We start from the raw sequence: 22,601 nt of genomic DNA on the forward strand, positions 1-22,601 counted from the left end.
TCCAAAATCACCTAATGCCCAGATAGAGAATTATAGGTAGAACCATGGCACGTTTAGAACTGAAGAACATCAACAAAATTTATCCAGATGGTGCCCATATTATCAAAGATGCCAACCTGACGATTGAAGACGGTGAGTTCACGGTATTTGTTGGGCCATCGGGCTGCGGTAAATCTACCATGCTACGTATGGTGGCGGGTTTGGAAGATATCTCATCAGGTGATATGTGCTTAGATGGTGAGGTCGTAAATAATCTCTCGCCCACTGATCGCGGTATTGGCATGGTGTTCCAATCATATGCGTTATATCCGCATATGACGGTCTACGAAAACATTGCGTTTGGTTTAAAGTTGGCGAAGAAAAGTAAGCAAGCTATTGAATCTTCTGTCCGTGAAGTGTCAGAAATGCTTGAGCTGACTAGCCTTTTGAAGCAAAAGCCAAGTCAGCTTTCTGGCGGTCAGCGTCAGCGAGTGGCGATAGGTCGTGCCATCGTGCGCAACCCCAAACTCTTTCTTCTTGATGAGCCATTGTCAAACTTGGATGCATCGTTGCGCGTTCGAATGCGTTTGCAGTTAGCGGAATATCACAAAAAACTCAAATCTACCGTGATTTACGTAACCCACGATCAGGTTGAAGCAATGACGCTAGCCGACAAAATCGTGGTACTTCGCACAGGCGTTGTAGAGCAAGTAGGCTCGCCTCTGGAGCTGTACTACTTTCCTCAAACGCTATTCGTAGCAGGCTTTATCGGCTCTCCAAAAATGAACCTGCTGCCAGCGACACTGGTTTCTGCTTGCAATGAAAAAGCAACGGTAGAAGTGGGTGACTACACCTTCCAAGCGGACGTTAACGCAAAAGGCGCAACACAAGGCGCATTGATGACGCTTGGTATCCGCCCTGAAGACATCCATCTTGATGAAGAAGGTGTGGGTGTGATTGTTGAGGGCTTCGAACGCCTAGGGACAGAATCGCTTCTTTACACCACGCTAGTACGCGGTGGTCAGGAAGTATTGGTTCGAGTGCCAGGTACCGTGTATGTAGAAATCGGCCAACGATTGAACATCCGCATTCCGGCTGAGAAATGTCACTTATTCGATAGCAAAGGTCAGGCGTTCCAACGTGGCATGACGTTGAGCGATTTGATTACGCCTCCGCCGCAAATCAAACAAGCGAGTTAATTCGCAAGACACCGAATAGAAAACGAATTTTAAAAATAAGCCCGCATCGCGGCGGGCTTAAGCATTACTGCGCTCTCATTTTGGGTTGCAGCCCAAATCGAGCGTAATTTAACGCCTGTTTCAGCAGGCATTGTGTCGCTCCCTTCGGGGGCATCAGTAAAGACGTGATAATAAGGCAATAACAATGAAAAAAACAGTAGTAGCATCTTCTATACTCTTTGCGCTTACGTTCTCATCCCAGTCACTTGCAGCTGAGGCCCTTAGTGAACAAGCAAAGAAAGACGCCAAACTTGCCGCTCAGGTAGAAGAGCTTAAGTCTGAGTATTCAAATGCAGAGCTATTGTCTGCGCTCAATGTGCCTCAGCCAGAGCCAAGCAAGTTTCATGGCTCTTTTGGCACGAATGTGGAAGTTGAACGAATCATTCGCGATGACGGTGTCAATGAAGGCAAAGTGAAGTACACCATTGCTCAGGGTGGTTTCCGCCATGATGATCTGCCTGGTTGGGATTTTGGTTTTTATTCTGGTCGTGAAGAGCTGTTTAACGGCAACTTAAAACACGCAACATACAACCGCGGTGTCAACTCGATTCAAGAGATCTACGTTAACCGCAGTTACAGCCATGAAAAAGGCAATATTGGTTGGGGACTGAAACTGGCGGGTGAAAGCATTGATAAACGCACAACGCCCGGAGCGAAAGTGTTTGGTTCTTATCAGTTAACAGACCGCCTTGGCATGCATGGTTACGCGCTATACCACGTGGAATACAAACGCGGAACGGGTGAGTTTCCATACTGGGAAATTGAGCCAGGATTTGGTTACCGCATCAATGATAATACCGGTGCTTGGTTAAACTTCCGTCTGCAAGAAGGTCAATGGAATGCGAAAGATGGTTACTCAGAAACGGAGACTGAGTGGATCATCAAACCTGGTATTTGGCACAACTTTGGCAAACTGTCCGCGTCTATTTGGGGTGAGTTTGGTGCGTTTGAGAAAAACGTCGATGCTACTGGTGCTCACGCTTGGACTGAAGAATATTCAAAGCTTGGTGTGTCTGCAAATTACCCTTTGTCTGATAACTGGCGCGTGTTTGGCGAAGCAAGCTACAAAAAAATCGACTTCGCAAGTGGCGCTCAGCGCGAGCAATTTGATGGCTACATTCCATTGGTGATCCTTGGTCTGAACTACAGCTTCTAAATAGCGTCCGGCTCTCCCAATCTCTGTATGGGAGAGCCGTCTATTTGAATATGGCTAGCTTTGGATGGAAGGGGGAGATTCGCCGCTTAGCCCATGTCAACACCCTCACAAAGCTAAATGTATTCACAACAACATTGGATTGGCTTATGAGCGAACAGTATCGCCCTTTATTGCATATGACGCCTAATTCAGGTTGGATGAACGATCCAAACGGACTGGTATTCTTCAATGGTTATTATCACCAGTTTTACCAGTATTACCCAAACGATACGGTTTGGGGACCAATGCACTGGGGACACAAAATCAGCACCAATCTGATAGATTGGCAAAAGCTTGAGCCTGCACTGTATCCAGATGAATCTGGTATGTGCTTCTCGGGCAGTGCGATTGTCGATTGGCACAACACCTCAGGTTTATTTGAGGCCGGTAAACCAGGTTTATTGGCGTTCTACACCTCGTTTATTCAACCTAAAGTGACATTGGCTGATGGCACTGAAATTGAAGAACCAATTCAGCAGCAGTCTCTCGCTTATAGCCAAGATGGCATGACGTGGAAGAAGTTCGCCAACGGCGCACCGATCATTACTGCACGGGGCAATCCGGATTTCCGTGATCCTAAGGTGATTTGGCATGAGCAAAGCCAAGCGTGGGTGATGGTGGTGTCTTGCGGTCAACATATCGAGTTCTACCGTTCGACCAACCTATTGGATTGGCGTTTAGTGAGCGAGTTTGGCTACCGTCATGGTGCGCACAGTAAAGGTCCTTGGGAATGCCCAGACTTGTTTGAACTACCTATCGAAGGCTCACAAGAAACACGTTGGGTATTGGTGGTTGGCATTGGTGAGGGTGCTCATTGTGGCGGAGCAGGTACGCAGTATTTTATCGGCGACTTTGATGGCGAAACCTTCATCAATCACAATCATCCAAATACCGTATTGTGGCTCGATTTCGGCCGTGATTACTACGCGACTCAGTCATTTTCTGACGTCCCTGCTGAAGACGGTCGCCGTATCGTCAGTACATGGATGAGTAATCACCAATACTCGCTTGAGTTACCGACCCAAGAGTTTCGCAGTTCAATGGCTATGCCTCGTGAGCTCTTCCTGTTTGAAAATAAAACAGGGGTACGCGTTGGACAACGCTTTGTCAAAGAGCTTAATCAGGCGTTAAGTCTTGATGTGCAAACGCCTGAGCCAAGTGACGAACAAGCGATTAGCCTTTATAGCCTGAAAGAAGTCATGAAGTTCAGCGCTGATGTGACGCTACAAGACACACAAACGTTGCACCTGAATGTGTACAAAGATAATGCCGCTTACTTTGAGTTTGTTTGTGTCGAGCAAGGCATAGAAGTGCGCTCTGTACGTCGTGGTCAGTTTGGCTCGGAACGCATTGATGAACACTTCCCACACGACTATCGCGTGACCTTACCGATTCAGAATAAATTCCAAGTCGAAGTGTTGATCGACAAAGGCTCAGTCGAGTTGTTGATCAATGCTGGCCAATACAGCTTTACCAACCTTGTTTATGCCAAAGAAACGCAAGCAAGTGTCGCCCTGAACGTGGATAGCGGCACATTGGGGCTGAGTAATGTTGAAGTATCAAGCGTGGCAGTAAATAAATCATGTTAAACAGAAAAAGTACCGACTTAGTTCACTTACTACAACGATTTGAACGTAACGCCATTTACGTTCGTTAATAACATTTGGAAATACCTATGAAAAACCAAGTACAACTGATCACTTACGCAGACCGTCTTTCAAATGGTGGCATTGATGATCTATCTAACATGCTTGATAGCTCGCTAAACAACCTATTTTCTGGCGTACATGTTTTGCCGTTCTACTACCCAATTGATGGCAGTGACGCAGGTTTTGACCCTATCGACCATGCAAAAGTTGACGAACGACTTGGCAGTTGGGATAGCGTTAAGAAGCTTGGTGACAAAGTAGAGATCATGGCTGACTTGATCGTTAACCACGCATCTGCTCAATCACCAGAATTCCAAGACGTATTGGAAAAAGGTGAAGAGTCTGAATACTGGCAAATGTTCCTAAAAGAAACAGATGTTTTCCCAAATGGCATGACAGAAGTAGAAGCTGCAACGATTTATCGTCCTCGTCCGGGTAGCTGTTTCAGTGAAAAAGAGTTGAAATCAGGAAAGAAAGTAAATTTTTGGACGACATTTACTGACAACCAAATGGATATTAACGTGGAATCGCCGGCGGGTGATGCTTACCTTGAGAAGGTACTAAAACTCTTCGCTGGGAATGGCGTTAAGATCATTCGTCTTGATGCCGCAGGCTATGCAATAAAACGTGCTGGCACTAGCTGTTTCATGACTGATGAAGCTTTTGCGTTTATCAATAAGCTTTCAAACCGAGCAAACGAGCTTGGTATGGAAACCATTGCTGAGATCCACAGCCACTACAAAACACAAGTTGATGTGGCAAGCAAAGTTAACCGAGTTTACGATTTCGCACTTCCACCGCTTATCCTTCATAGTTTGTTCAATAACAACGTTAATGCATTGATTGAGTGGCTAAAAATAGCGCCAAAGAACTGTCTGACTGTCTTAGATACTCACGATGGTATTGGCATCATTGATGCTGGACCTGAAGGTGATAAGCCGGGGTTATTGACACCAGAAGAAATTGATACTCTGGTAGAAACCATGCACGACAACAGCCTTGAACAGAGCCGTAAAGCAACTGGTGCGGCAGCTAGCAATGTTGACTTGTACCAAGTGAACTGTACTTACTACGATGCGCTTGGTCGTAACGATGTGCACTACCTATTCTCTCGCGCTATTCAGTTCTTTAGCCCAGGAGTACCTCAGGTGTACTACGGTGGTCTGTTTGCTATGCAGAATGACATGACATTACTAGAAAATACGAATGTAGGTCGTGACATAAACCGCCCTTACCTAACCGAAGAAGTCGTTGCAGAGCAATTGACTAAACCTGTAGTAAAAGGGCTGGTTAAGCTAATTGAAATTCGTAACACCTCGGATGCATTTAACGGTGAAGTGACTGTAGTAGGTGAGAGTCACTCACTAAACATGACTTGGTCAAACAATGTATCTAAAGCCGTCTTGGATCTAAATCTTAAGGCACCAAGCGGTACGATTACTCTAACCAAAGGCAATGAAACAACCAAATATGACTTAGTTAAGCTGGCAAACGGACAAATCTAAGTAAAGTTTAATGAGGTTTAACTCAAGTGCCCGCTAGTTTGGTAGGTATTGTCAGCGGGCTACTGTTCGTTTGCTTTAATAATTCTAATTTATTCGTCGTTGCGAGAGGTAAAGTGATATGAACAAGGTTTGGGTAACCGGGGATGCTGTTGTGGATTTGATTCCAGATAGTGATATTCGTTATTTAAAATGCCCTGGTGGTGCTCCAGCAAACGTTGCTGTTGCCATTTCTCGCCTAGGTGGGAACACCGCCTTCTTTGGGCGCGTTGGACAAGACCCATTAGGTCGATTTATGAAGCAAGCCCTAACGGATGAGAAGGTAAATACCGACGACATGCTTCTGGATGAATCTCAGCGAACGTCAACGGTGATTGTCGACTTAGATGATGATGGTGAGCGAAGCTTTACCTTTATGGTGAAGCCAAGTGCCGACCAATTCTTCAATGTCGAAGACATCCCAACATTTGCATCTGGACAATGGATGCACAGTTGTTCTATCGCTTTGGCTAACGAACCATCACGCAGTGCAACGCTTGAAGCAATGAAACGAATGAAATCAGCAGGTGGTTTCATCAGCTTTGACCCTAACCTAAGGGAAGAAGTATGGGCAGATCCATCAGAGATCCAAGATGTGGTGATGAGTGCCGTTAAGTTAGCAGATGTGGTGAAGTTTTCTGAAGAGGAACTGACGTTCCTAACACACGCTGAAACCCTCGATTGGGCTTTGGATGCGTTAAATTTTGCATCTAACAAATTGATCATTGTGACTCTGGGGGCTCGTGGTGCTCTAGCGGTTTTCAATGGTGAACGCCGTGTAATTGAAGGCACCAAAGTCGAGCAAGTTATTGATACCACGGGTGCTGGTGATGCATTTGTCGGTGGCTTGTTAGCTAAGCTTTCTCAGAGTGATGACTGGTGTTCATGGCCTCAGATCGAAGCGGCAGTTCACTGGGGCAACGCATGTGGCGCTCTGGCGACGACACAGAAAGGGGCAATGACGGCACTGCCATTTATAGAACAGCTAAACGAATTGGTCGATAACTAGTTCTGTAGTTCGATCAATAGAAACCTCTTCATTTGTAGCTAACACTGTCCAATTAAGAAAACGAGCAATTGAATGAGCCGGTGACTGGATAAAAATACTCTTGAGTATCTTTGCTTAAGGGTCAAGGCGTCCGCATGAATGGTCAAGTTTTAGCCATGGACGTCAATCCAGCGACGAGGAGTTGCTCCAAGAAGGCCTATTTCATCATGGTGTGTTTCTGCTTCATCGGCCCACTAACCTTGGTGGGTTCAGATCTGAGCATATTCAGTGCCATGTGCCTTAACACTGCCAAGTTTTCAGCGGCGTTTTCTCGGTAAATCTGGTAAGCATCTTCCCGCATACTGACACCTAAAATCCAATGCATGGACTCTATGCCCCTGTGCTCTGATAGCATCCCCAGCCTGCTCTGGGGTCAGCACCTTTTTGTTAGAGCTCACTAGATCGGCAAAGGGACGCCTTGATCATAACGTCAGTCAAGCTCGCTGAACCCTGCATCTTCAGGTTGTTTGGGTATATTGAGTTAAGTAGATGATCTGAAATTTGCGCGGGGACAATTGAGGTTTAAGAAAGCTGGAGCGTGCAGCGGGAATCGAACCCGCATCATCAGCTTGGAAGGCTGAGGTAATAGCCATTATACGATGCACGCGCTTGATTTAAATGTAATGGCCTTGTGTCTCCACCGCAAGATAATGCTTTTTTATCAAGGTATTATTGTGACATCAAGAGGCGGTTGGTGATATTTCCACCGATGCAGTAGGCCATTAACGGGGGGTTAAACCGCCTCAGGCTTATACCGCCTCAGGCTTAGGCTGGTAACGACCAGGCTTATGGTTCATGGCCAAAATCAGGTTGGTCGTGAAAGCGGTGAAGAAATTCATAAGCATTCATGGCTTTGTAATCCTCAAAAACAAATTAACTCCTGACGGCTCTCTATCTATGGTGATTACATAGTTATCACCGTCGGCCTTCTGTGCCAATTGGGTTAGTTTCTCTTCAGTTCTATGATGTAGGAACCATCCGCCAAACTCCATGTAATCTCTGGAAGGATTTTTCTCGGAAAAATTGCCGACCACAAGCTCCCCGCCAGTAGCCACACTATCTAATAATGAGCGAAGCAAGAACACAAATTGTTTGTCGTCAAGATAGTCAAAAAGGCCAGCCGACCACACTAAATCATATTCTTTATTAGGTCGAAATTTGAACGCGTTTAGACAAAAATGCTCTACATTTTCGCCACTGAGTATGGTTTTAGAGTATTCGATTGCTCGGCTATCCATATCAATGCATTCAAATTTAATTTTTGTTGATGGTTCTTCTTCTTGATACTCAAAAATATCTCGGCAAGGGCCACTACCAACATTCAATATGAGTGGATTCTCAACTTCTGAATTGTCAACTTCTGATAGCAAGGATTTAAAATATGCTTTTCTATTTCTAACTGCAATTGAAGCCTTTTGCCAATGGAAAAATCTATCCCAATTCTCTAAGTGTTTGGTAGGAGAAAGCCATTTAGTATAGATTTTATCAATTATTTCGAAATCTCCGGCATATCCATGGGGTTTATTCACTACAAACCCTTGCATCGTATTGGTTGAGAACGCGTCACCAAAGGCTGACCACATCTCTGTCAACTGATCTTGTGTGATTGCCTTTGTTCTAGACTTCTCTCCAATTAATTGAAACCATTGATTGAGATCATCGTATTGATCGGGCTTAGGCCCGCCACTGTCTACTAATGTTCGGATGTAGTCCATATGGGTTTGCATCATATCGTTCCTTTCGTATGCAATACTGCTTTTTTCAGAACGAGGAACTGGAATCTGTGATGATCTAAATAACCACAGCGGTCCAAGTCTCATGGTGAAAATGTGTGTAATTAAATTTTTTTCGATTTTTTAATGTTATTCGTTAAGGTTCCCTTTCAACGTACGCACCCATCAAATTGTTCCTTCCAGTCGTCATATTTATATGCGGTTTGTTGACTATTTTCTGTCATTATTTTTTAACTCTTTTTCTGCAGAACAGTAAGCGTATTTTGTTGTAAATCCACCTTAGAGTACTCCCAGCAAAGTCACATCCCCCAAATGAGGGATTTTATCCTTTAGGCGTTATCCCATAGTCGAGAGCGGCGTTGTTTCCTTAATTATTGAACTAATCGGTGGTGTCACGATCAGTCGCGCATTCAAAGCAACGTTTCAAGTTGCGCCTGGTGAGTGGCGAAAGCACGATATGGAAAATTCAGACAAGCCTTACTTAAAAGATCCCGACGTGTCGGCGGGGTATGAACGGGTATCGGCAATATGCTTACCTCAACCTAAGCGTTTGATTTAGCTTTGAGGTGTATCGAAGGTTATAGCAACCACAACGATTATCAGCGTGATACTGTTGGGCTGGCGAAAGGGAGAGTCTGTTGGCAAAATCTCTTGATCGCGTAAATTGCGATCAAGAGATTGTCGATGGTGCTTTTATGTGGTCTTGAAAAGAGCCGTATTATGCTTGAATAGCAGTCTCTTGCATTTTGGTGTTTGCTTCTGACGTATCTTCAGATTCGATACCTAAGATCTTATCTTGTTCGCGCTGGTGAGCCATGATGCTGTTGTAGTTTACTCTCAAGTATTGAAGAGTTTTAACGGCTGCAACAAAGAAGATTGGCACAATTAAAACAATGATGAGTACAGGGAACGATTTTAGAATATTTAGGTCCGCTTCAATCAGCAAGAAGATGATTGGTAGTGCTGTAAGTAGTAGACACCAAAACAAGCGGAACATTGGGTTTACGTTTGCTTCTTCATCTAGCTCTTTGGTTGCAATACCCGCTAGCGAGTACGATGTACCATCTAGGGTTGTTACTGTGAATAGAACCATAGTCACTAGGTAAATCGCAGTGAGAATCATTGGAATCGACGTAGAGTTAAAAATCTCTTTTACTAGTGTCGTTGGTTGGCCTTCAGTGATCATTTTCACACCATCAACAGTACCAGTGTTGACAAGGTCCATTGCGAAGGTACCGCAAACACCGAAGATAACCGCTGAGCCCATGGTTCCGCCGATCACCAGAATCAGCACGACGTCACGTAGTTTTTGACCTTGAATGATCTTAGTGATGAAAACGCCAACACCAGGAGAGTAAGAAATCCAGTTTGCAAGGAAGAATACAGTCCAGTATTGAGGGAACATGGTCGTGCCATATGGATCCGTGTTTGTACTCATGCGGATGTAATCAGACAGCATGATACCAATACCGTTGGTTAGGTTGTTCATGATCAGTGCTGAAGGACCGATGATGAATATGATACCTACGAACGCAGCACAGATGTAGATTGTTGCGCTAGATAGACGAGCCATACCTTTTTCGATACCGATGTATGAACTCATAGAGAAGATCACAGATAGGCCAAGAATTACACCTATACCCAACATCAAGTTATCTGGAATACCCGTTAGGCTTGCAAGGTTTGACGATATCATTGGAATGCCAAGACCGAGTGTCAATGCTGTTGCTGCAAGTGTTGTGATGATAAACAGTAAGTCGATGAATTTTTGCGCCCAGGCTGGTAGACGGTCATTAAATAGTGCGTTGATAACACCACTTAAGCTCATACGACGGCTGCCTTTTAGGTAAAAAACAACTGCGAATGGAATTGCAACGATTAGGTAAATAAACCAACCAGCTGCGCCCCAGTGGAACATGTTGTACGCAGAAGCGTACTCCATCGCCATCGCTTTATCTTCAATGCCAAACTGTGGATCCATGAAGTAATAAATCGCTTCGATAAAGCCCCAGTACATCGTACTTGCACCCATACCAGCGGATAGTGCCATAGCGAACAATTGGAACTTAGTGAATTTTGGCTTGCTGTCACCCATACGGATATTGCCGTATTTCGAGAAAGCGAGGTACAAAAGAGCGCCAGTAGCAAAAATAGTGTACCAAAGGAAACCAGAACCGAAGTTCATCACCGTGAAATCTAGCATGCTGCCCATCGTGGTTTTAACCGCTTCTGGGTAAAGTACCGCTAGAATTCCCAAGAGCAGAACAAATCCAAAGCTGCCAAAGGTGAGTTTCCAGTCTATTTCTGAAGTATTCAATTTCATTGAGTGACTTTCCAATATTGTCTAATTTTGAGAATACTCGGACGGCGTGTTCTTGATGACTGACATTAGGTTTGTTTGCCCTTCAACCGTTTCCAAAACGTGCAACTTGAAGGGCAAACAATGTAGGTAGAGGCGTGTCAGTTTTTGCTGTCTTTGTATTAGTTATATTTATTCATTAACAAGCAATTACTCGAACACGTAAGACGCTACAGACATTTCTTTCACTTTATCCCAATCCATTTCAATACCAAGGCCATTGCCTTCAGGTGCATGGACAAAGCCTTCTTTATCTGTGCGAATGGTATTGATTGATGCTAGTTCGAAGTCATCGTATGGGTAGAACTGTTCGAAGAACTTACAGTTGTTGTGTGCTAGGGCTACATGCAGGTTTGCTGCTTGCGTTAGCGTATAACCCATCGATTGAATTTCTAGGTTCTTAGAGAAGCCTTCCGCGATGTGGAAACATTTGTTTAACGGAGTGATACCGCCACATACTGTTGCGTCTTGACGGATGTCAGACCACATGTTTTGTGAAAGTGCGTATGTCACTTCTTGAAGTGTCAGTAGGCAGTTACCGTGGCTCGAAATCTCTAGATTGGTATGGTCAACTAGACGTTTGTAAGTGTTGTAGTCGTAATCAGAAACAGGAGCTTCGAACCATTCCCAGTTGTAGCTCTCGAGGCGTTTTGCCATTGCCATTGCTTGCTCTGGCGTATAGAAGGTTGCTGTATCTAACATGAAGCGAATGCCGGTTTTACCGTAGCGTTCTTGCACCGCGTCGACGAGTGCGACATCTTTCGCATATACGCAGTAGCAATGAAGTTTGATAGCGGTAAAGCCGTGCTCAATGCAGTCGTCTAGGTACGGGAAGTACTCTTCTACTGTGTCAAACATTGGCGTTGATGCGTAAGAAAGCATTTTTGAACGAGCACCGCCCAACAGCATGTATAAAGGCATGCCTGCTTTTTTACCTTTGATGTCCCACGCTGCGATGTCGATAGGGGATTTGGCTGGCAGGCCGCCCCAAGTGCAACGAGATTGAAGCCAGTTATAAAGTTCTTGCGTCGCAAGTGGGTTTTTGCCGATGAGGCCAGGAACAATAGTACGTTGTGATTCAATGATACAACGGTCAAAGTCGTTCTCAGTGTAGCTGATGGTTGCGCCCGCACCTTCAGTTCCATCATTACAAATCAAGCGAACGATGTTGTTGGTGTACAGTAGAGGTTCTTGGTTATCTGCCCATGGAACTGGCGCTGCTAAGCGATCTGCAACAGCGTAAAGTTCAACACGTTCAATTTTCAGATTTGACATTTTATACCCTTAAAGGCTAGAGCCATTTTGAATCATGATGGCGCGAATATCTGCAACGTTTAGGTCGCGGATCGCCGAATTTGTATCAATAGCTTGTACCGCAGCAACACCCGCTGCATGGCCAAGTTCAAAGCATTGCGCAGTCACTCGAGCTGAAGCGAGAGCTTCGTGTTCTGCGCTTAGGCAGCGGCCTGCAACGATGATGTTCTCTCCGACAATGGGTACCAATGTATGGAAAGGGATGTCGTAGTAATCGTTCAGCAACCAATGTAGTTTTGGTTTATCACCAGAGTGCAGTTCGATTGGCCAAGGCGTGCGGCAGATACCATCTTCACGCTTGCGGCAGTTCACTACGTCTTCGTTGGTCAATGTTTCCACACCGACGATTGAGCGGGTTTGACGAATGCCGACTTCAACTCCCGTATCCACGACGTAAGCGTTTTCACAGCCTGGTACGTAGTTATTTAAAAAACGCGCGTAATCACGAACTTGGCGGCGACCAAACACTTCGGCTTCAGTGAAATCTTTAGGGTCAATGACGTTCAACATACGGCCATCTTGGCCAGCTAAACGTGTTGCGTTAACCATTAGCTCGCTAGGACGAGTGGTGGGGAAAATCCAAATCTTGTGGCGAGGGAGGTTGTAATCACCCGTCGCGTTCGCCGCGATAATGTTCTCGGTCACTTTTGGTGGGCAGATGGTGTCGTCACCGTAGTACGCTAGGTACTTCTCCATGTCGACGCCCGCGTAGCGGAAGAACATAGTTGGGTTTTGAATGCGGCCATTGTCACCAAAGTAGTAATCCATCCCTGCGCGGGCTACGACCGCAGCGTCACCAGAAGCATCGATAATTTGCTTACTTAGGATGATGCTTTGGCCAGCGTTTGACTCAACTACGACGCCTTTAAATACATCGCCGTCCATGATTACGCCAGTAACCGCGGTGTGGAATAGGGTGGTGACACCAGCTTTTTCAAGGAAGTCATCCGCAACTTCACGCCACATTAGTGGGTCGTGTGTAACGGTGAAGGTTTTGCCATAAATCTGTGGCCCAGTGACGCCACCTTTATTTTCTAGTGCTTGGCGGAAACGCTCGGTAAAACCAAATACAACTTGTTCTGGTTTTGGGTTCTCGTCGTCTGTTGCCATGTACATGCCACAAATGGTGCCTGATAGGCCAGCAACTGCTGCACCACCACAAAATCCATACTTTTCAATCAGCCATGTATCCTTACCCATACGACCTGCAGTCTCCGCTGCGGCTACACCTGCTGGGCCTCCACCAATAACCAATACCTCAGCTTCGGCCAAGATTGGCAGCTCGGGTAGAGATTCATAACGATGGATGATTTTCCAAGATTTCATTGATTCCTCACTAATAGATGACTGATGTTCATCTGATATATCAGTTGTGTGTTTTTAATATATGCTTGTATTATTTGTGGTACAATTAATTCCACTCTTATTGTGAGTTCGCTCACTAAACCAATTAGCGAGGTAAAAAAGAAATGAAAATCAGCCCCGTCAATAAGAATGAAGTGGCGTACCATCAATTAGAGAAGATGATTATTTTCCGCGAATTAGAGCCGGGAAGTATGGTGAGTGAAAAGCAGCTTGCGGAAAATTTGGGCTTGGGAAGAACGCCAGTACGTGAGGCGTTACAGCGTTTGTCTTACGAACGTATGGCTGAAATTCATCCACGACGTGGCATTCAAATCCCACCCATTTCAGTGGAAAGTCAGCTCAAAATACTGGAAGTTCGTCGTGATATAGAAGCGCTATGTGTCCGTTACGCAACGTCACGAGCAAGTGTTGATGAGAAACAGCAAATGCAGCAACTGGCCGCTGACCTAGAGAAATGCGCACAAAATAAAGACGAATTCAAATACGCAGAGCTATTAAAAGAAATTCACACACTTTTAGTAAAAGCCGCTGATAACGAATATCTAGAATTGGCGATGGCTCCGCTACAAGGTTTGTCTCGCCGTTTTTGGTTTGCCTACAAAGATGAAGGGCAAGATTTGATAGCGGCGTCATCGCTTCATGCCGCCGTATTACGCGCAGTGAGCCATACGGATGCAGAAGCTGCGGTAGCTGCATCACATCGTTTAAATGACTACCTAACGGATTTTGCTTATCGCAGTATCAAACTCCGTAAGTAAGTGTATGCCGAATCAATCTTGTGCAAGGTATGAGCCATTTTACGACGCACTCGCTTGGCATAAATGTAATGGCCTTGTATCCCCGCCGTAAGATAATGCTTTTCTATCAAGGTATTATTGTGACATTGAAAGGCGGTTGGTGATATTTCCACCGATGCACTAGGCCATTATACCGCCTCAGGCTTGGGCTGGTAACGACCGGGTTTATGGTTCATGGCCAAAATCAGGTTGGTCGTGATAGCGCCAAGTATCGATAGGACGATCAGCGTGATATCGACGATGAACAGAGACATCACCACAATGGCGCAGTCGAAGGCCATTTGTACTTTCCCAGCGCGAATCCCAAAACGTTCTTGAAGATAGAACGCCAAAATATTGAAGCCCCCTAAACTCATTTTGTGACGGAAAATCACCAACATTCCCATGCCAATCAATCCTCCGCCAATTAACGCTGCGTAAAGCGGTGCAATGTGAGTGATTTGAATAACATGGTGCAAATGGTCAACGGCGATAGAAACCAGCGTCACGGCCACAAATGTGTTCAGCGTGAATCGCCAGCCCATGCGCATCACTGAAAGAATATAAAACGGGAGGTTAAGTGCGAAGAACACTTGTCCGAACGTGAAGTCACTGACTTTGGTGACGAATATCGCCAAACCCGCAGTGCCGCCTGTTAGCAAGCCAACTTGATTGAAAAATATAACACCGAGAGAGACGAGAGCACTGCCAAGCAAGAGTGCCAGTAAGTTTTCTCGAAGATTATGGTCTTTATCCATGGTTGTTGATTCCTTTCATTGCGCCTGCGTATCCATCAATTCATGCAGGTAATTGGCTAAGTACGATGCGTTTCTTGGGTGGATTTGTCGAGAAAATGACGGAATTAGGGTGATGTATAGTGTTTAGCGAAATTTACAGTGAGTCACTTTTGTCACGAACTTTGGGCGCTAGTGAGAACTTTCACACTGCCACAAACCGTGAAATCGCTTGTGAGCCACCGTTAGAATGTTGTGAGCCGTTGTGAGTTTTCATCGATCAATATGGAAAGAATGCGGGTCGTAAATTACGTTTTTATTATCGACTGTGGCCGTTCAGGCCAATGAATACGTAAGTAGGAAGAGAGAATGAATAATAAAGATAAAGCATTCTTGCGATGGGCAAAGATTCGCCGGAAAGGGGCGTTTCGATATGTTGTCGCCAATACGCTAATGATTAGCTTGGGCGTTGTGTTGGGGCGTGCGATTGGATTTTACTATTTCAACGGGAATCCTTGGCCTTCTGATGTTGAATGGCAACTTCTTGTTCCTTTGCTGGTGTCAGTGACGGTTTTGTCGTTGGTATATCTGGTTGTGTGGCATCTTCGTGAGTCGAGCTTTGAAAAAGAGATTTATAGCCGTGAGCGAGAGCACGCTGATCCAAACACATGAAGATTTGTGCGAAAATCAAAAAATAGCCGCTAACTAGCGGCTATTTTTATTTTTGTCTCAACTCAAGGAGTTATAGAGACACACTTTTCACCATGCCAGCTTCGGCATGGCCTGGAATGTTGCAAGCAAATTCAACGTTCTTATCACCGTGGAAATGCCACAATAATTGCTTCGCTTTGCCCGGCTTAACCGTCACTGTGCCGCCTGAATCGTGGTCATGACCACCCGTCATTTTCTTCATCATTTCACGGTGTTTCAGTTGTTCTTCCATTGAGCCAATAGAAAATTCGTGGTCGATTTTACCGACATTCATCACCACAAATTGCACGACGTCATTAGGTTCGATGGTCACGTCTTTTTTGAAGTTAATGCGCATGTCATCGCTAAGGATGACATGAACCACTTTGTCAGGTTTAGCGCCATTTGCTGGCATACCCACCGCAGACATGCCTTCCATGTTCATCATGCTTGAATGATCCATTTTGGCATTGTCCATATCTCCGTGACCCATCGCAGCATGATCCATTTTGTCCTGCTCCATACTGCCATGGTCCATTTTAGAATGGTCCATTTCGGCTGCCATTGCGGTGGTGGCAAAAAAAGCGATTGATAGTGCAAGTAGTGTCTTTTTCATGGTGTTTTCCTTTTATAAATTGGTGAATAAGCCGCGTCTTGTCGACGCGGCAAAGTGATTATTTAAGTTGAGTAATTTCGCGACTTTTCCATAGTTTGTAGATGGCAGGAAGAACCAATAGCGTGAGCATCAATGCTGATGCCATACCGCCAATCATTGGAGCGGCAATCCGCTGCATGACTTCGGAACCCGTGCCTTCGCCGTACATGATGGGAATAAGGCCGATGATGACGGTTAGCACCGTCATCATGACGGGGCGAACACGCAAGCCTGCACCTTCACGGATGGCTCCAGTGAGGTCGTCTAGTAGCAATGGTCTGTTGTTTTCTTGTGCTTCTAGTTTTGCCGAGTCCCATGCTTGGTTTAAATACACCAACATAATGACGCCGATCTCGACGGCTACGCCCGCAAGTGCAATAAATCCAACGCCGACTGCAATCGAAAAGTTAAAGCCGAGGTAGTACATCAGCCATAGGCCACCGACCATCGCTAACGGCAATGTCGCCATGATGACCATAACCTCGCCAACGCGGCGGAAGCTGAGGTACAACAGCAGCATGATGATGGCGATGGTGATAGGAACGACAACACTTAAGCGCTCTTTCGCGCGTTCCATGTATTCATATTGCCCTGACCACGTGAGTGAATATCCTGCAGGCAGTATGAGTTGTTCCGCCACCGTTACTTGTGCTTCAGCCACGTAGGAGCCGAGGTCGCGTCCTTCGATGTCGACAAATACCCAACCGTTAGGACGAGCATTCTCGGTTTTGATCATTGGCGGGCCATCTTCGTAACGAATATCCGCCACATCCGCTAGCGCAATACGTGCGCCATTAGGGGTGACCAATGGCAAGTTTTGCAGCTTCACCACTGAATCACGATAGTCCTGCGGGTATCGCACGTTGATAGGATAACGCTCAAGCCCTTCGATGGTTTCACCGACATTCATGCCGCCAACTGCCGTAGAAACAACTTGTTGAACGTCTTTAATGCTCAGGCCATAGCGAGCAGCCGCAAGGCGTTTGATATCGATAGTGACATAGCGTCCGCCCGCGACGCGCTCTGCATACACAGAAGCGGTTCCGGATACCTGATTCAGAATCGGTTCGAGATCCGCGCCAATCCCTTCGATAACTTCAAGGTCAGGGCCTGCGATCTTAATGCCGATAGGGGTTTTAATCCCTGTTGCCAGCATGTCGATACGCGTTTTGATGGGCATAACCCAAGCGTTGGTTAGACCGGGGAATTGAACAAGATCGTCGAATTCCTTGCGAAGTGATTCTGTCGTGGTGCCTTCACGCCATTCTTCACGCGGTTTCAATTGGATCACGGTTTCGATCATGGTCAACGGCGCAGGGTCAGTGGCTGTTTCCGCACGACCAATTTTTCCCCAGACGGTATCTACTTCAGGAACGGTTTTGATCAGCTTGTTCGTCTGTTGCAGCAGCTCACGTGCTTTACCAATGGAAATCCCTGGATAGGTGGTAGGCATGTACATCAGATCGCCTTCATCCAATGGCGGGATGAACTCACTGCCTAACTTACTGGTGGGATAATAGGCCGATGCCATGAGCGCGATAGCAAGGACAATCATGGTTTTTGGGTAAGTCAGGCTCAGGTTGAGAACCGGACGATACAAGGCGATTAAGCCGCGATTCACTGGGTTCTTTTTCTCTGGTAGCACGTTACCGCGAATAAAGTACCCCATAAGCACGGGCACTAAGGTTATCGCGAGGCCGGCGGCAGCCGCCATGGCATAGGTTTTGGTGAATGCGAGCGGCGAGAACATCTTGCCTTCTTGACCTTCAAGCGCAAACACAGGCACAAAGCTCAAGGTAATGATGATCAATGAGAAGAAAAGTGGTGTACCAACTTCCTCCGCAGCTTTGCTGATCACCTGCCAACGGTTTTTGTCAGTTAAGGGCGTGCGTTCGATGTGTTTGTGCACATTTTCAATCATGACGATGGCACCATCCACCATGGCACCGATGGCAATGGCAATACCACCGAGAGACATGATGTTGGCGTTAATGCCTTGCCAGTGCATGACAATGAACGCTGACAGAATACCAATGGGCAAACTGATCGCGATAACCAGTGATGAGCGAATATGGAAAAGGAACAAGGCGCACACTACTGCGACAACAATGAATTCCTCGGCAAGCTTTTTCCAAAGGTTCTCTACAGCGTTATCAATCAAAGTTGAGCGATCGTACGTGGCGACAATTTCGACGCCTTCCGGCAAGCTGCGCTGAAGTTCATTGAGCTTGTTTTTTACGTTGTCGATCACTTCGCTCGCGTTTTCACCGAATCGCATCACGATGACACCGCCGACAGCTTCACCTTCTCCGTTGAATTCGGAAATGCCACGGCGCATTTGAGGACCAATGTTGATATCCGCAATGTCGCCAAGCAACAACGGTGTGCCTTTTTCGGTGACTTTCAATGGCAGAGATTGAATATCTTCCACACTAGATAGGTAACCCGTGGTTCGCACCATGTGTTCGGCTTCTGCCACTTCAATCACGGATGCGCCGGCTTCCTGATTGCCGTTTTGGATTGCCATGTTGATTTGTTGCAACGTCAGGTTGTAAGCACGCAATTTAGCGGGGTCGATTTGCACCTGATATTGCTTCACCATGCCGCCCACAGTGGCTACTTCAGAAACGCCTTCCACGGTTTGTAGTTCGTACTTTAAGAACCAATCTTGCAAGCTACGAAGTTCCGCCAGATCGTGTTGTCCGGTTTTGTCTTGCAGGACGTAGCTGTAGATCCAACCCACACCCGTTGCATCCGGCCCCAGTGTCGGTTTGGCGCTAGGCGGCAGTTTGGGTGCAACTTGGCTTAGGTATTCCAACACACGCGAACGTGCCCAATACATGTCGGTATTGTCGTTGAAAATGATGTAAACGTAGGAGTCACCAAAAAAGGAATATCCGCGAACCGTTTCTGCTCCCGGCACAGCCAGCATGGCTGTTGTAAGCGGATAGGTTACTTGGTCTTCGACCACTTGTGGCGCTTGACCCGGATAGCTGGTTTTGATGATCACCTGAACATCAGACAGGTCGGGTAAGGCATCAACAGGCGTATTTTTTACGCTGTATAAACCACCCAAAGTAAGAAATACGGTGGCGACCAATACTAAGAAACGATTGGCGATCGACCATCGAATAACGGCACCAATCATTGTTCGCCTCCTTGCTGTTCAAGGGCTTTCAATACGAAATCAGAACCATTCTTTTCGACCAAAAAACGCACGGTTTGGCCTTCAGAAAAATCGTTGAGATTGACGCTGTCATCGGCGGAGAAATTCATTTCTCCGGCTTGCCATTTCCACGCATCAACGGGTTGGTGGGAGAGGGTGATCATGCCAAAGTCAGCCATTAACATGGAGATTTCACCCGATACCCATACTTCATTGGGTGTTGCACTCTCGCTCAATGTGAAGTCGACGATTTCATATTGCCCAGAGTCAGCTTTTTTCATTTCAAAATCGATGGACTGTCCTGATTTGAATTCCTCCATTTCAACACCGTCGGCGAAGGTGAAATTCATCACCATGCCCGGCCAATTCCATTCAGGGACGGGTTCATGGTTAATGGTGAGCATGCGGTGGCCCATCATGACATCGGTGATTTCACCCTTTGCCCATTGGGTTTCTGCTGGCGCGTCTGTTCCATTGATTCTGGCAAGATCCGCAGATTGGCTAGATTCCGAGTCCAACATAAAGTGCGCAGACGTGACGATACGATCTTGATCCGTCAGCCCTTGAAGCACTTCAATGGTTTCACCTGCTTCTCTGCCGATTTCAATGCGCGCCGAGCGGAACTTGCCTTCACCTTCGGCCAAAACAACACGTGTCATGCCGCCAGAGCGAATAACAGATGACTTAGGAATCGTGAGAACGGCATCGTCAGTGACAGGTTGAAGCGCGATATTGGCGAACATGTTAGGTTTCAATTCGCCGTTGGCATTGTCAAATTTCAAACGCATGCGCAAGGTACGGGTTTTTGGGTCCAGAATGGGGTAGACGTAGTCAACTTCACCGAGCCACTCTTTGCCCGGGAGACCATCAAGTGTCATCGCGGCCTTGCTGCCAGCGCTTATCCAGTGGGCTTGGCGTTCAAAGACTTCGGCATCAACCCAGACTTTATCTAAAGGACCTGCACTGATCACGGCTTGTGCAGGCGAGATGTATCCACCTTCACGGATGTTAAGACTCGCAATGACACCATCACCGAGCGCTTTGATATCAATGGTTTGTTGTGCCTTGCCGCGTTTTACGATTTGCTGGATTTGTTCGCGATCAACCCCTTGAGTGACAAGGCGTTCGGTTGCGCCTTTCACTAACCCTTTGCGGCCTGTGCGGTAGGCATTCAGCAGTTCTTCTTGTGCTTTGACTAAGTCTGGAGAGTACAGGGTAAAAAGTACGTCTCCTTTTTGGACTTCTTCACCAACGGCATTGATATAAAGTTTCTCAACCCAACCTGCGACGCGGACATTGGTTTGCCAGAGTTGGCTTTCATCGAATGCAATATAGCCGACGGTTTCAATACGCGGCGATAGCGGTGCCCATTCCACGCCCGCCGTTTTAACGCCAAGGTTGTTTTCAACCGACGCATTGATTTTCACTGTACCGGGCTTGTCATCTTTGCCTGCCATGTCGTCGGCATAAACGGGGACGAGGTCCATGCCCATTGGCGACTTTCCAGGCTTATCTCTTTGATAATTGGCATCCATTGGTGCGACCCAATAGAGTGGTTCATCGTTTCCGCTGGCTGGCGTAGCCGCCGCCATTGCGGACATGTCATGCCCTGAAAGAAAGTGGTTTGCCCCAAATCCGATAGCTCCGCCAACCAGTAACGCGAGAGTAGCGACGTGTATGTTTTTCATTGTTATCTCCTACCTTGCGGCTTCTTACTGCTTGGTTGTTGTTTGGCTTGTGGAAGTGCTACTGAGGTTTGGTACGGCGATATCTGGCGTATTGGCGTTGTAATTCAATCCACCCAACAAGGCTGCCAAATTGCTGTTGACCAAGTTTAAGTCAGTGACCAGTCGCTGTTGCTCCAGTGACAAGGTCAATTCATCGTTGGCCGCTGCGATAACATCGCTAAATTGCGCCGTGTTGTTTTGATATCCACGCTCTACCGCTTTGGTGCGCGCACTGGCTTGTCCCAGTAGAGTGTTTTCGTAGCGCGACAGACGTTGCTCAAGATTGCTCTTATCGACAAGAAGCGCGTTAACCTTGGCGTTCATTTGTGCAAGGAGGAGATCTTTTTGAGACTTTGACGCGCCGACTTGATATTGCGCTGCGGCGAGGTTTCTGTCCTGACGGTTGTCGGTGAACAGTGGAATATCCAGTGTAAGGTAGGCGCTGACTAAATCAGAAGCGGGTTGCCCGTTCATGCCGTTGGCTTGACGGTAGCCATACATCACTTCAACACCAAACTGGGGGGCATAGGCTTGTTCGGCTATCTCAACCTGAGTTTGTTGCGTGGTGATCGCCACATCGGCCATTTTTACCATTGGGTGTTGTAGAAGCTGCGAGAAATGCTCCGTGCTTTGAGTTTGAATCGATGAATCTGTCAGTGCCTGCCAATTCAGTTGATTACTGGCTTCCAGCTCATGCGCACCCGCTAGCCAGTTGGCTCCCAGCCACTCGGAAAGCTGAGAAACAATACGGCGCTGAACTTGCGCGTTGGCGTTGAGTTTGTCATCCAATTTGCTCACTTGAAGCTGGGCGTTGAGCAAGTCTTGCGCTTCGTTTTGGCCCATCGAATAGTTAGTTTGGATAAACCGGGTGAGTTCTCTCAGCAGGCGCTGGTTTTCGTGCAGAATGCGTTCCGCCTGCTGTTGATAGCCGAGTTCTAGCCAAAGTTGGGTGATTGCATTTGCAACGTCACGCTCACGAACTTCCACTTGTAACTGAACACCATCAGCTTGCTGATTCGCTTTTTTGCCTTGTAACGCCAAGGTGTCGCCACGCTCAAACTGTTGCATTAAACCCAGGGAAATGTTGGTCATTGGGTCTTTGTCGAATTGGAAGCTGTCGATAGGAAAGCCGCCTACACCGACTTTCAATTTCGGATCCATGAGGGTGGTGCTGGCGATGCCCATTTCGCGCATGGCTTGGGATTGCGCATAAAACTGCTTGCGACTGGCATCGTTTGCCAATGCTGTTTCAATCAGTTGTGTTAGCGTGCGCGAATCATTTGATGCGCGCATAGCGTCTTCTTTTGCAGCGGCAAATGCAGGAGCGCTAACGCCAGCACCAACACCAACGGTTGCACTGATCACCAGTGCCAATAAGCTCGGTTTGATATTCACGATGTAAATCCATTCTGTTCGCGTCGAAATTGGACGC

The 22,601-nt window shown here is 46.6% G+C and carries 16 protein-coding genes, 1 tRNA gene and 3 pseudogenes; 8 read left to right on the forward strand and 12 right to left on the reverse strand.

Annotated elements, in window-relative coordinates; all coding sequences use genetic code 11:
* Positions 1-44: 44 nt before the first annotated feature.
* The 5 genes from Q365_RS0104295 to Q365_RS0104320 all read left to right on the forward strand — a co-directional run bounded on the left by Q365_RS0104295 (position 45) and on the right by Q365_RS0104320 (position 6,611).
* The gene (locus tag Q365_RS0104295) at positions 45-1,178 is read left to right on the forward strand and encodes an ABC transporter ATP-binding protein (RefSeq protein ID WP_028022188.1); all 1,134 of its coding nucleotides are present in this window, start codon (positions 45-47) and stop codon (positions 1,176-1,178) included.
* 184 nt (positions 1,179-1,362) lie between these two features.
* Positions 1,363-2,373 carry an OmpG porin family protein gene (locus Q365_RS0104305; RefSeq protein ID WP_028022189.1) on the forward strand — a complete coding sequence of 337 codons (1,011 nt, stop codon included), beginning with the start codon at positions 1,363-1,365 and terminating at the stop codon, positions 2,371-2,373.
* 146 nt (positions 2,374-2,519) lie between these two features.
* Positions 2,520-4,001, forward strand: coding sequence for a glycoside hydrolase family 32 protein (locus Q365_RS0104310; RefSeq protein ID WP_028022190.1), 1,482 nt, complete (start codon positions 2,520-2,522; stop codon positions 3,999-4,001).
* 86 nt (positions 4,002-4,087) lie between these two features.
* On the forward strand, positions 4,088-5,566 hold the full coding sequence (gene gtfA / locus Q365_RS0104315) for a sucrose phosphorylase (protein WP_035024351.1): 1,479 nt from the start codon (positions 4,088-4,090) through the stop codon (positions 5,564-5,566).
* A gap of 118 nt (positions 5,567-5,684) precedes the next feature.
* Entirely contained in the window at positions 5,685-6,611 is a 927-nt protein-coding gene (locus Q365_RS0104320; protein WP_028022192.1) for an aminoimidazole riboside kinase, read from the forward strand.
* 196 nt (positions 6,612-6,807) lie between these two features.
* On the opposite strand, the pseudogene Q365_RS0104325 reads toward Q365_RS0104320, so the two are convergent.
* From Q365_RS0104325 to Q365_RS0104340, 4 genes and pseudogenes are all read right to left on the reverse strand, one after another.
* Positions 6,808-7,039 (reverse strand): annotated as a pseudogene (locus tag Q365_RS0104325) (ISAs1 family transposase); the annotation flags it as partial.
* Between the two features lie 143 nt (positions 7,040-7,182).
* Positions 7,183-7,257: transfer RNA gene (locus Q365_RS0104330), tRNA-Gly, on the reverse strand.
* A gap of 142 nt (positions 7,258-7,399) precedes the next feature.
* A pseudogene (locus tag Q365_RS27410) lies at positions 7,400-7,474 on the reverse strand (YitT family protein); the annotation flags it as partial.
* A 21-nt stretch (positions 7,475-7,495) separates the two neighbouring features.
* Positions 7,496-8,380 carry a class I SAM-dependent methyltransferase gene (locus Q365_RS0104340; RefSeq protein WP_162176369.1) on the reverse strand — a complete coding sequence of 295 codons (885 nt, stop codon included), beginning with the start codon at positions 8,378-8,380 and terminating at the stop codon, positions 7,496-7,498.
* Between the two features lie 397 nt (positions 8,381-8,777).
* Between Q365_RS0104340 and Q365_RS27105 the strand changes: the two are divergent.
* Positions 8,778-8,930 (forward strand): annotated as a pseudogene (locus Q365_RS27105) (AraC family transcriptional regulator); the annotation flags it as partial.
* Between the two features lie 171 nt (positions 8,931-9,101).
* Here the strand turns inward: Q365_RS27105 and Q365_RS25410 are convergent.
* The 3 genes from Q365_RS25410 to Q365_RS0104355 all read right to left on the reverse strand — a co-directional run bounded on the left by Q365_RS25410 (position 9,102) and on the right by Q365_RS0104355 (position 13,382).
* Positions 9,102-10,706, reverse strand: coding sequence for a BCCT family transporter (locus tag Q365_RS25410; protein WP_051563728.1), 1,605 nt, complete (start codon positions 10,704-10,706; stop codon positions 9,102-9,104).
* A gap of 186 nt (positions 10,707-10,892) precedes the next feature.
* Positions 10,893-12,017 carry a mandelate racemase/muconate lactonizing enzyme family protein gene (locus Q365_RS0104350; protein WP_028022195.1) on the reverse strand — a complete coding sequence of 375 codons (1,125 nt, stop codon included), beginning with the start codon at positions 12,015-12,017 and terminating at the stop codon, positions 10,893-10,895.
* 9 nt (positions 12,018-12,026) lie between these two features.
* The gene (locus Q365_RS0104355; RefSeq protein ID WP_028022196.1) at positions 12,027-13,382 is read right to left on the reverse strand and encodes an FAD-dependent oxidoreductase; all 1,356 of its coding nucleotides are present in this window, start codon (positions 13,380-13,382) and stop codon (positions 12,027-12,029) included.
* Between the two features lie 143 nt (positions 13,383-13,525).
* Here Q365_RS0104355 and Q365_RS0104360 point away from each other — a divergent pair, with 143 nt between their 5' ends.
* Positions 13,526-14,179, forward strand: coding sequence for a GntR family transcriptional regulator (locus Q365_RS0104360; RefSeq protein WP_028022197.1), 654 nt, complete (start codon positions 13,526-13,528; stop codon positions 14,177-14,179).
* 167 nt (positions 14,180-14,346) lie between these two features.
* Here Q365_RS0104360 and Q365_RS0104365 read toward each other — a convergent pair whose 3' ends face one another.
* A complete protein-coding gene (locus tag Q365_RS0104365) occupies positions 14,347-14,955 on the reverse strand; it encodes a YitT family protein (RefSeq protein ID WP_028022198.1) in 609 nt (202 codons plus the stop codon).
* A 345-nt stretch (positions 14,956-15,300) separates the two neighbouring features.
* Between Q365_RS0104365 and Q365_RS0104370 the strand changes: the two genes are divergently transcribed.
* Positions 15,301-15,603 carry a hypothetical protein gene (locus tag Q365_RS0104370; protein ID WP_028022199.1) on the forward strand — a complete coding sequence of 101 codons (303 nt, stop codon included), beginning with the start codon at positions 15,301-15,303 and terminating at the stop codon, positions 15,601-15,603.
* Between the two features lie 70 nt (positions 15,604-15,673).
* Here the strand turns inward: Q365_RS0104370 and copI are convergent, their stop codons facing one another.
* From copI to Q365_RS0104390, 4 genes are read right to left on the reverse strand one after another with little or no spacing between them, the layout of a single operon-like run.
* Entirely contained in the window at positions 15,674-16,237 is a 564-nt protein-coding gene (gene copI, locus Q365_RS0104375) for a copper-resistant cuproprotein CopI (RefSeq protein WP_028022200.1), read from the reverse strand.
* Positions 16,238-16,295: 58 nt separating this feature from the next.
* Positions 16,296-19,424, reverse strand: coding sequence for an efflux RND transporter permease subunit (locus Q365_RS0104380; RefSeq protein WP_028022201.1), 3,129 nt, complete (start codon positions 19,422-19,424; stop codon positions 16,296-16,298).
* Complete coding sequence (locus tag Q365_RS0104385) at positions 19,421-21,130, reverse strand: efflux RND transporter periplasmic adaptor subunit (protein ID WP_028022202.1); 1,710 nt, start codon at positions 21,128-21,130, stop codon at positions 19,421-19,423. The genes Q365_RS0104380 and Q365_RS0104385 overlap by 4 nt, the downstream gene beginning before the upstream one ends.
* Positions 21,131-21,154: 24 nt before the next feature.
* Positions 21,155-22,564, reverse strand: coding sequence for a TolC family protein (locus Q365_RS0104390; RefSeq protein WP_035024353.1), 1,410 nt, complete (start codon positions 22,562-22,564; stop codon positions 21,155-21,157).
* Positions 22,565-22,601: the final 37 nt, after the last annotated feature.

Source organism: Enterovibrio calviensis DSM 14347 (assembly GCF_000621165.1).
Taxonomy (GTDB): Bacteria; Pseudomonadota; Gammaproteobacteria; order Enterobacterales; family Vibrionaceae; genus Enterovibrio; species Enterovibrio calviensis.

Bases quoted from the DNA above. Each gene is read 5' to 3' on its own strand.
- Q365_RS0104295 (WP_028022188.1), top strand. From the start codon at position 45: ATGGCACGTTTAGAACTGAAGAACATCAACAAAATTTATCCAGATGGT.
- Q365_RS0104305 (WP_028022189.1), top strand. From the start codon at position 1,363: ATGAAAAAAACAGTAGTAGCATCTTCTATACTCTTTGCGCTTACGTTC.
- Q365_RS0104310 (WP_028022190.1), top strand. From the start codon at position 2,520: ATGAGCGAACAGTATCGCCCTTTATTGCATATGACGCCTAATTCAGGT.
- gtfA (WP_035024351.1), top strand. From the start codon at position 4,088: ATGAAAAACCAAGTACAACTGATCACTTACGCAGACCGTCTTTCAAAT.
- Q365_RS0104320 (WP_028022192.1), top strand. From the start codon at position 5,685: ATGAACAAGGTTTGGGTAACCGGGGATGCTGTTGTGGATTTGATTCCA.
- Q365_RS0104340 (WP_162176369.1), bottom strand. From the start codon at position 8,380: ATGATGCAAACCCATATGGACTACATCCGAACATTAGTAGACAGTGGC.
- Q365_RS25410 (WP_051563728.1), bottom strand. From the start codon at position 10,706: ATGAAATTGAATACTTCAGAAATAGACTGGAAACTCACCTTTGGCAGC.
- Q365_RS0104350 (WP_028022195.1), bottom strand. From the start codon at position 12,017: ATGTCAAATCTGAAAATTGAACGTGTTGAACTTTACGCTGTTGCAGAT.
- Q365_RS0104355 (WP_028022196.1), bottom strand. From the start codon at position 13,382: ATGAAATCTTGGAAAATCATCCATCGTTATGAATCTCTACCCGAGCTG.
- Q365_RS0104360 (WP_028022197.1), top strand. From the start codon at position 13,526: ATGAAAATCAGCCCCGTCAATAAGAATGAAGTGGCGTACCATCAATTA.
- Q365_RS0104365 (WP_028022198.1), bottom strand. From the start codon at position 14,955: ATGGATAAAGACCATAATCTTCGAGAAAACTTACTGGCACTCTTGCTT.
- Q365_RS0104370 (WP_028022199.1), top strand. From the start codon at position 15,301: ATGAATAATAAAGATAAAGCATTCTTGCGATGGGCAAAGATTCGCCGG.
- copI (WP_028022200.1), bottom strand. From the start codon at position 16,237: ATGAAAAAGACACTACTTGCACTATCAATCGCTTTTTTTGCCACCACC.
- Q365_RS0104380 (WP_028022201.1), bottom strand. From the start codon at position 19,424: ATGATTGGTGCCGTTATTCGATGGTCGATCGCCAATCGTTTCTTAGTA.
- Q365_RS0104385 (WP_028022202.1), bottom strand. From the start codon at position 21,130: ATGAAAAACATACACGTCGCTACTCTCGCGTTACTGGTTGGCGGAGCT.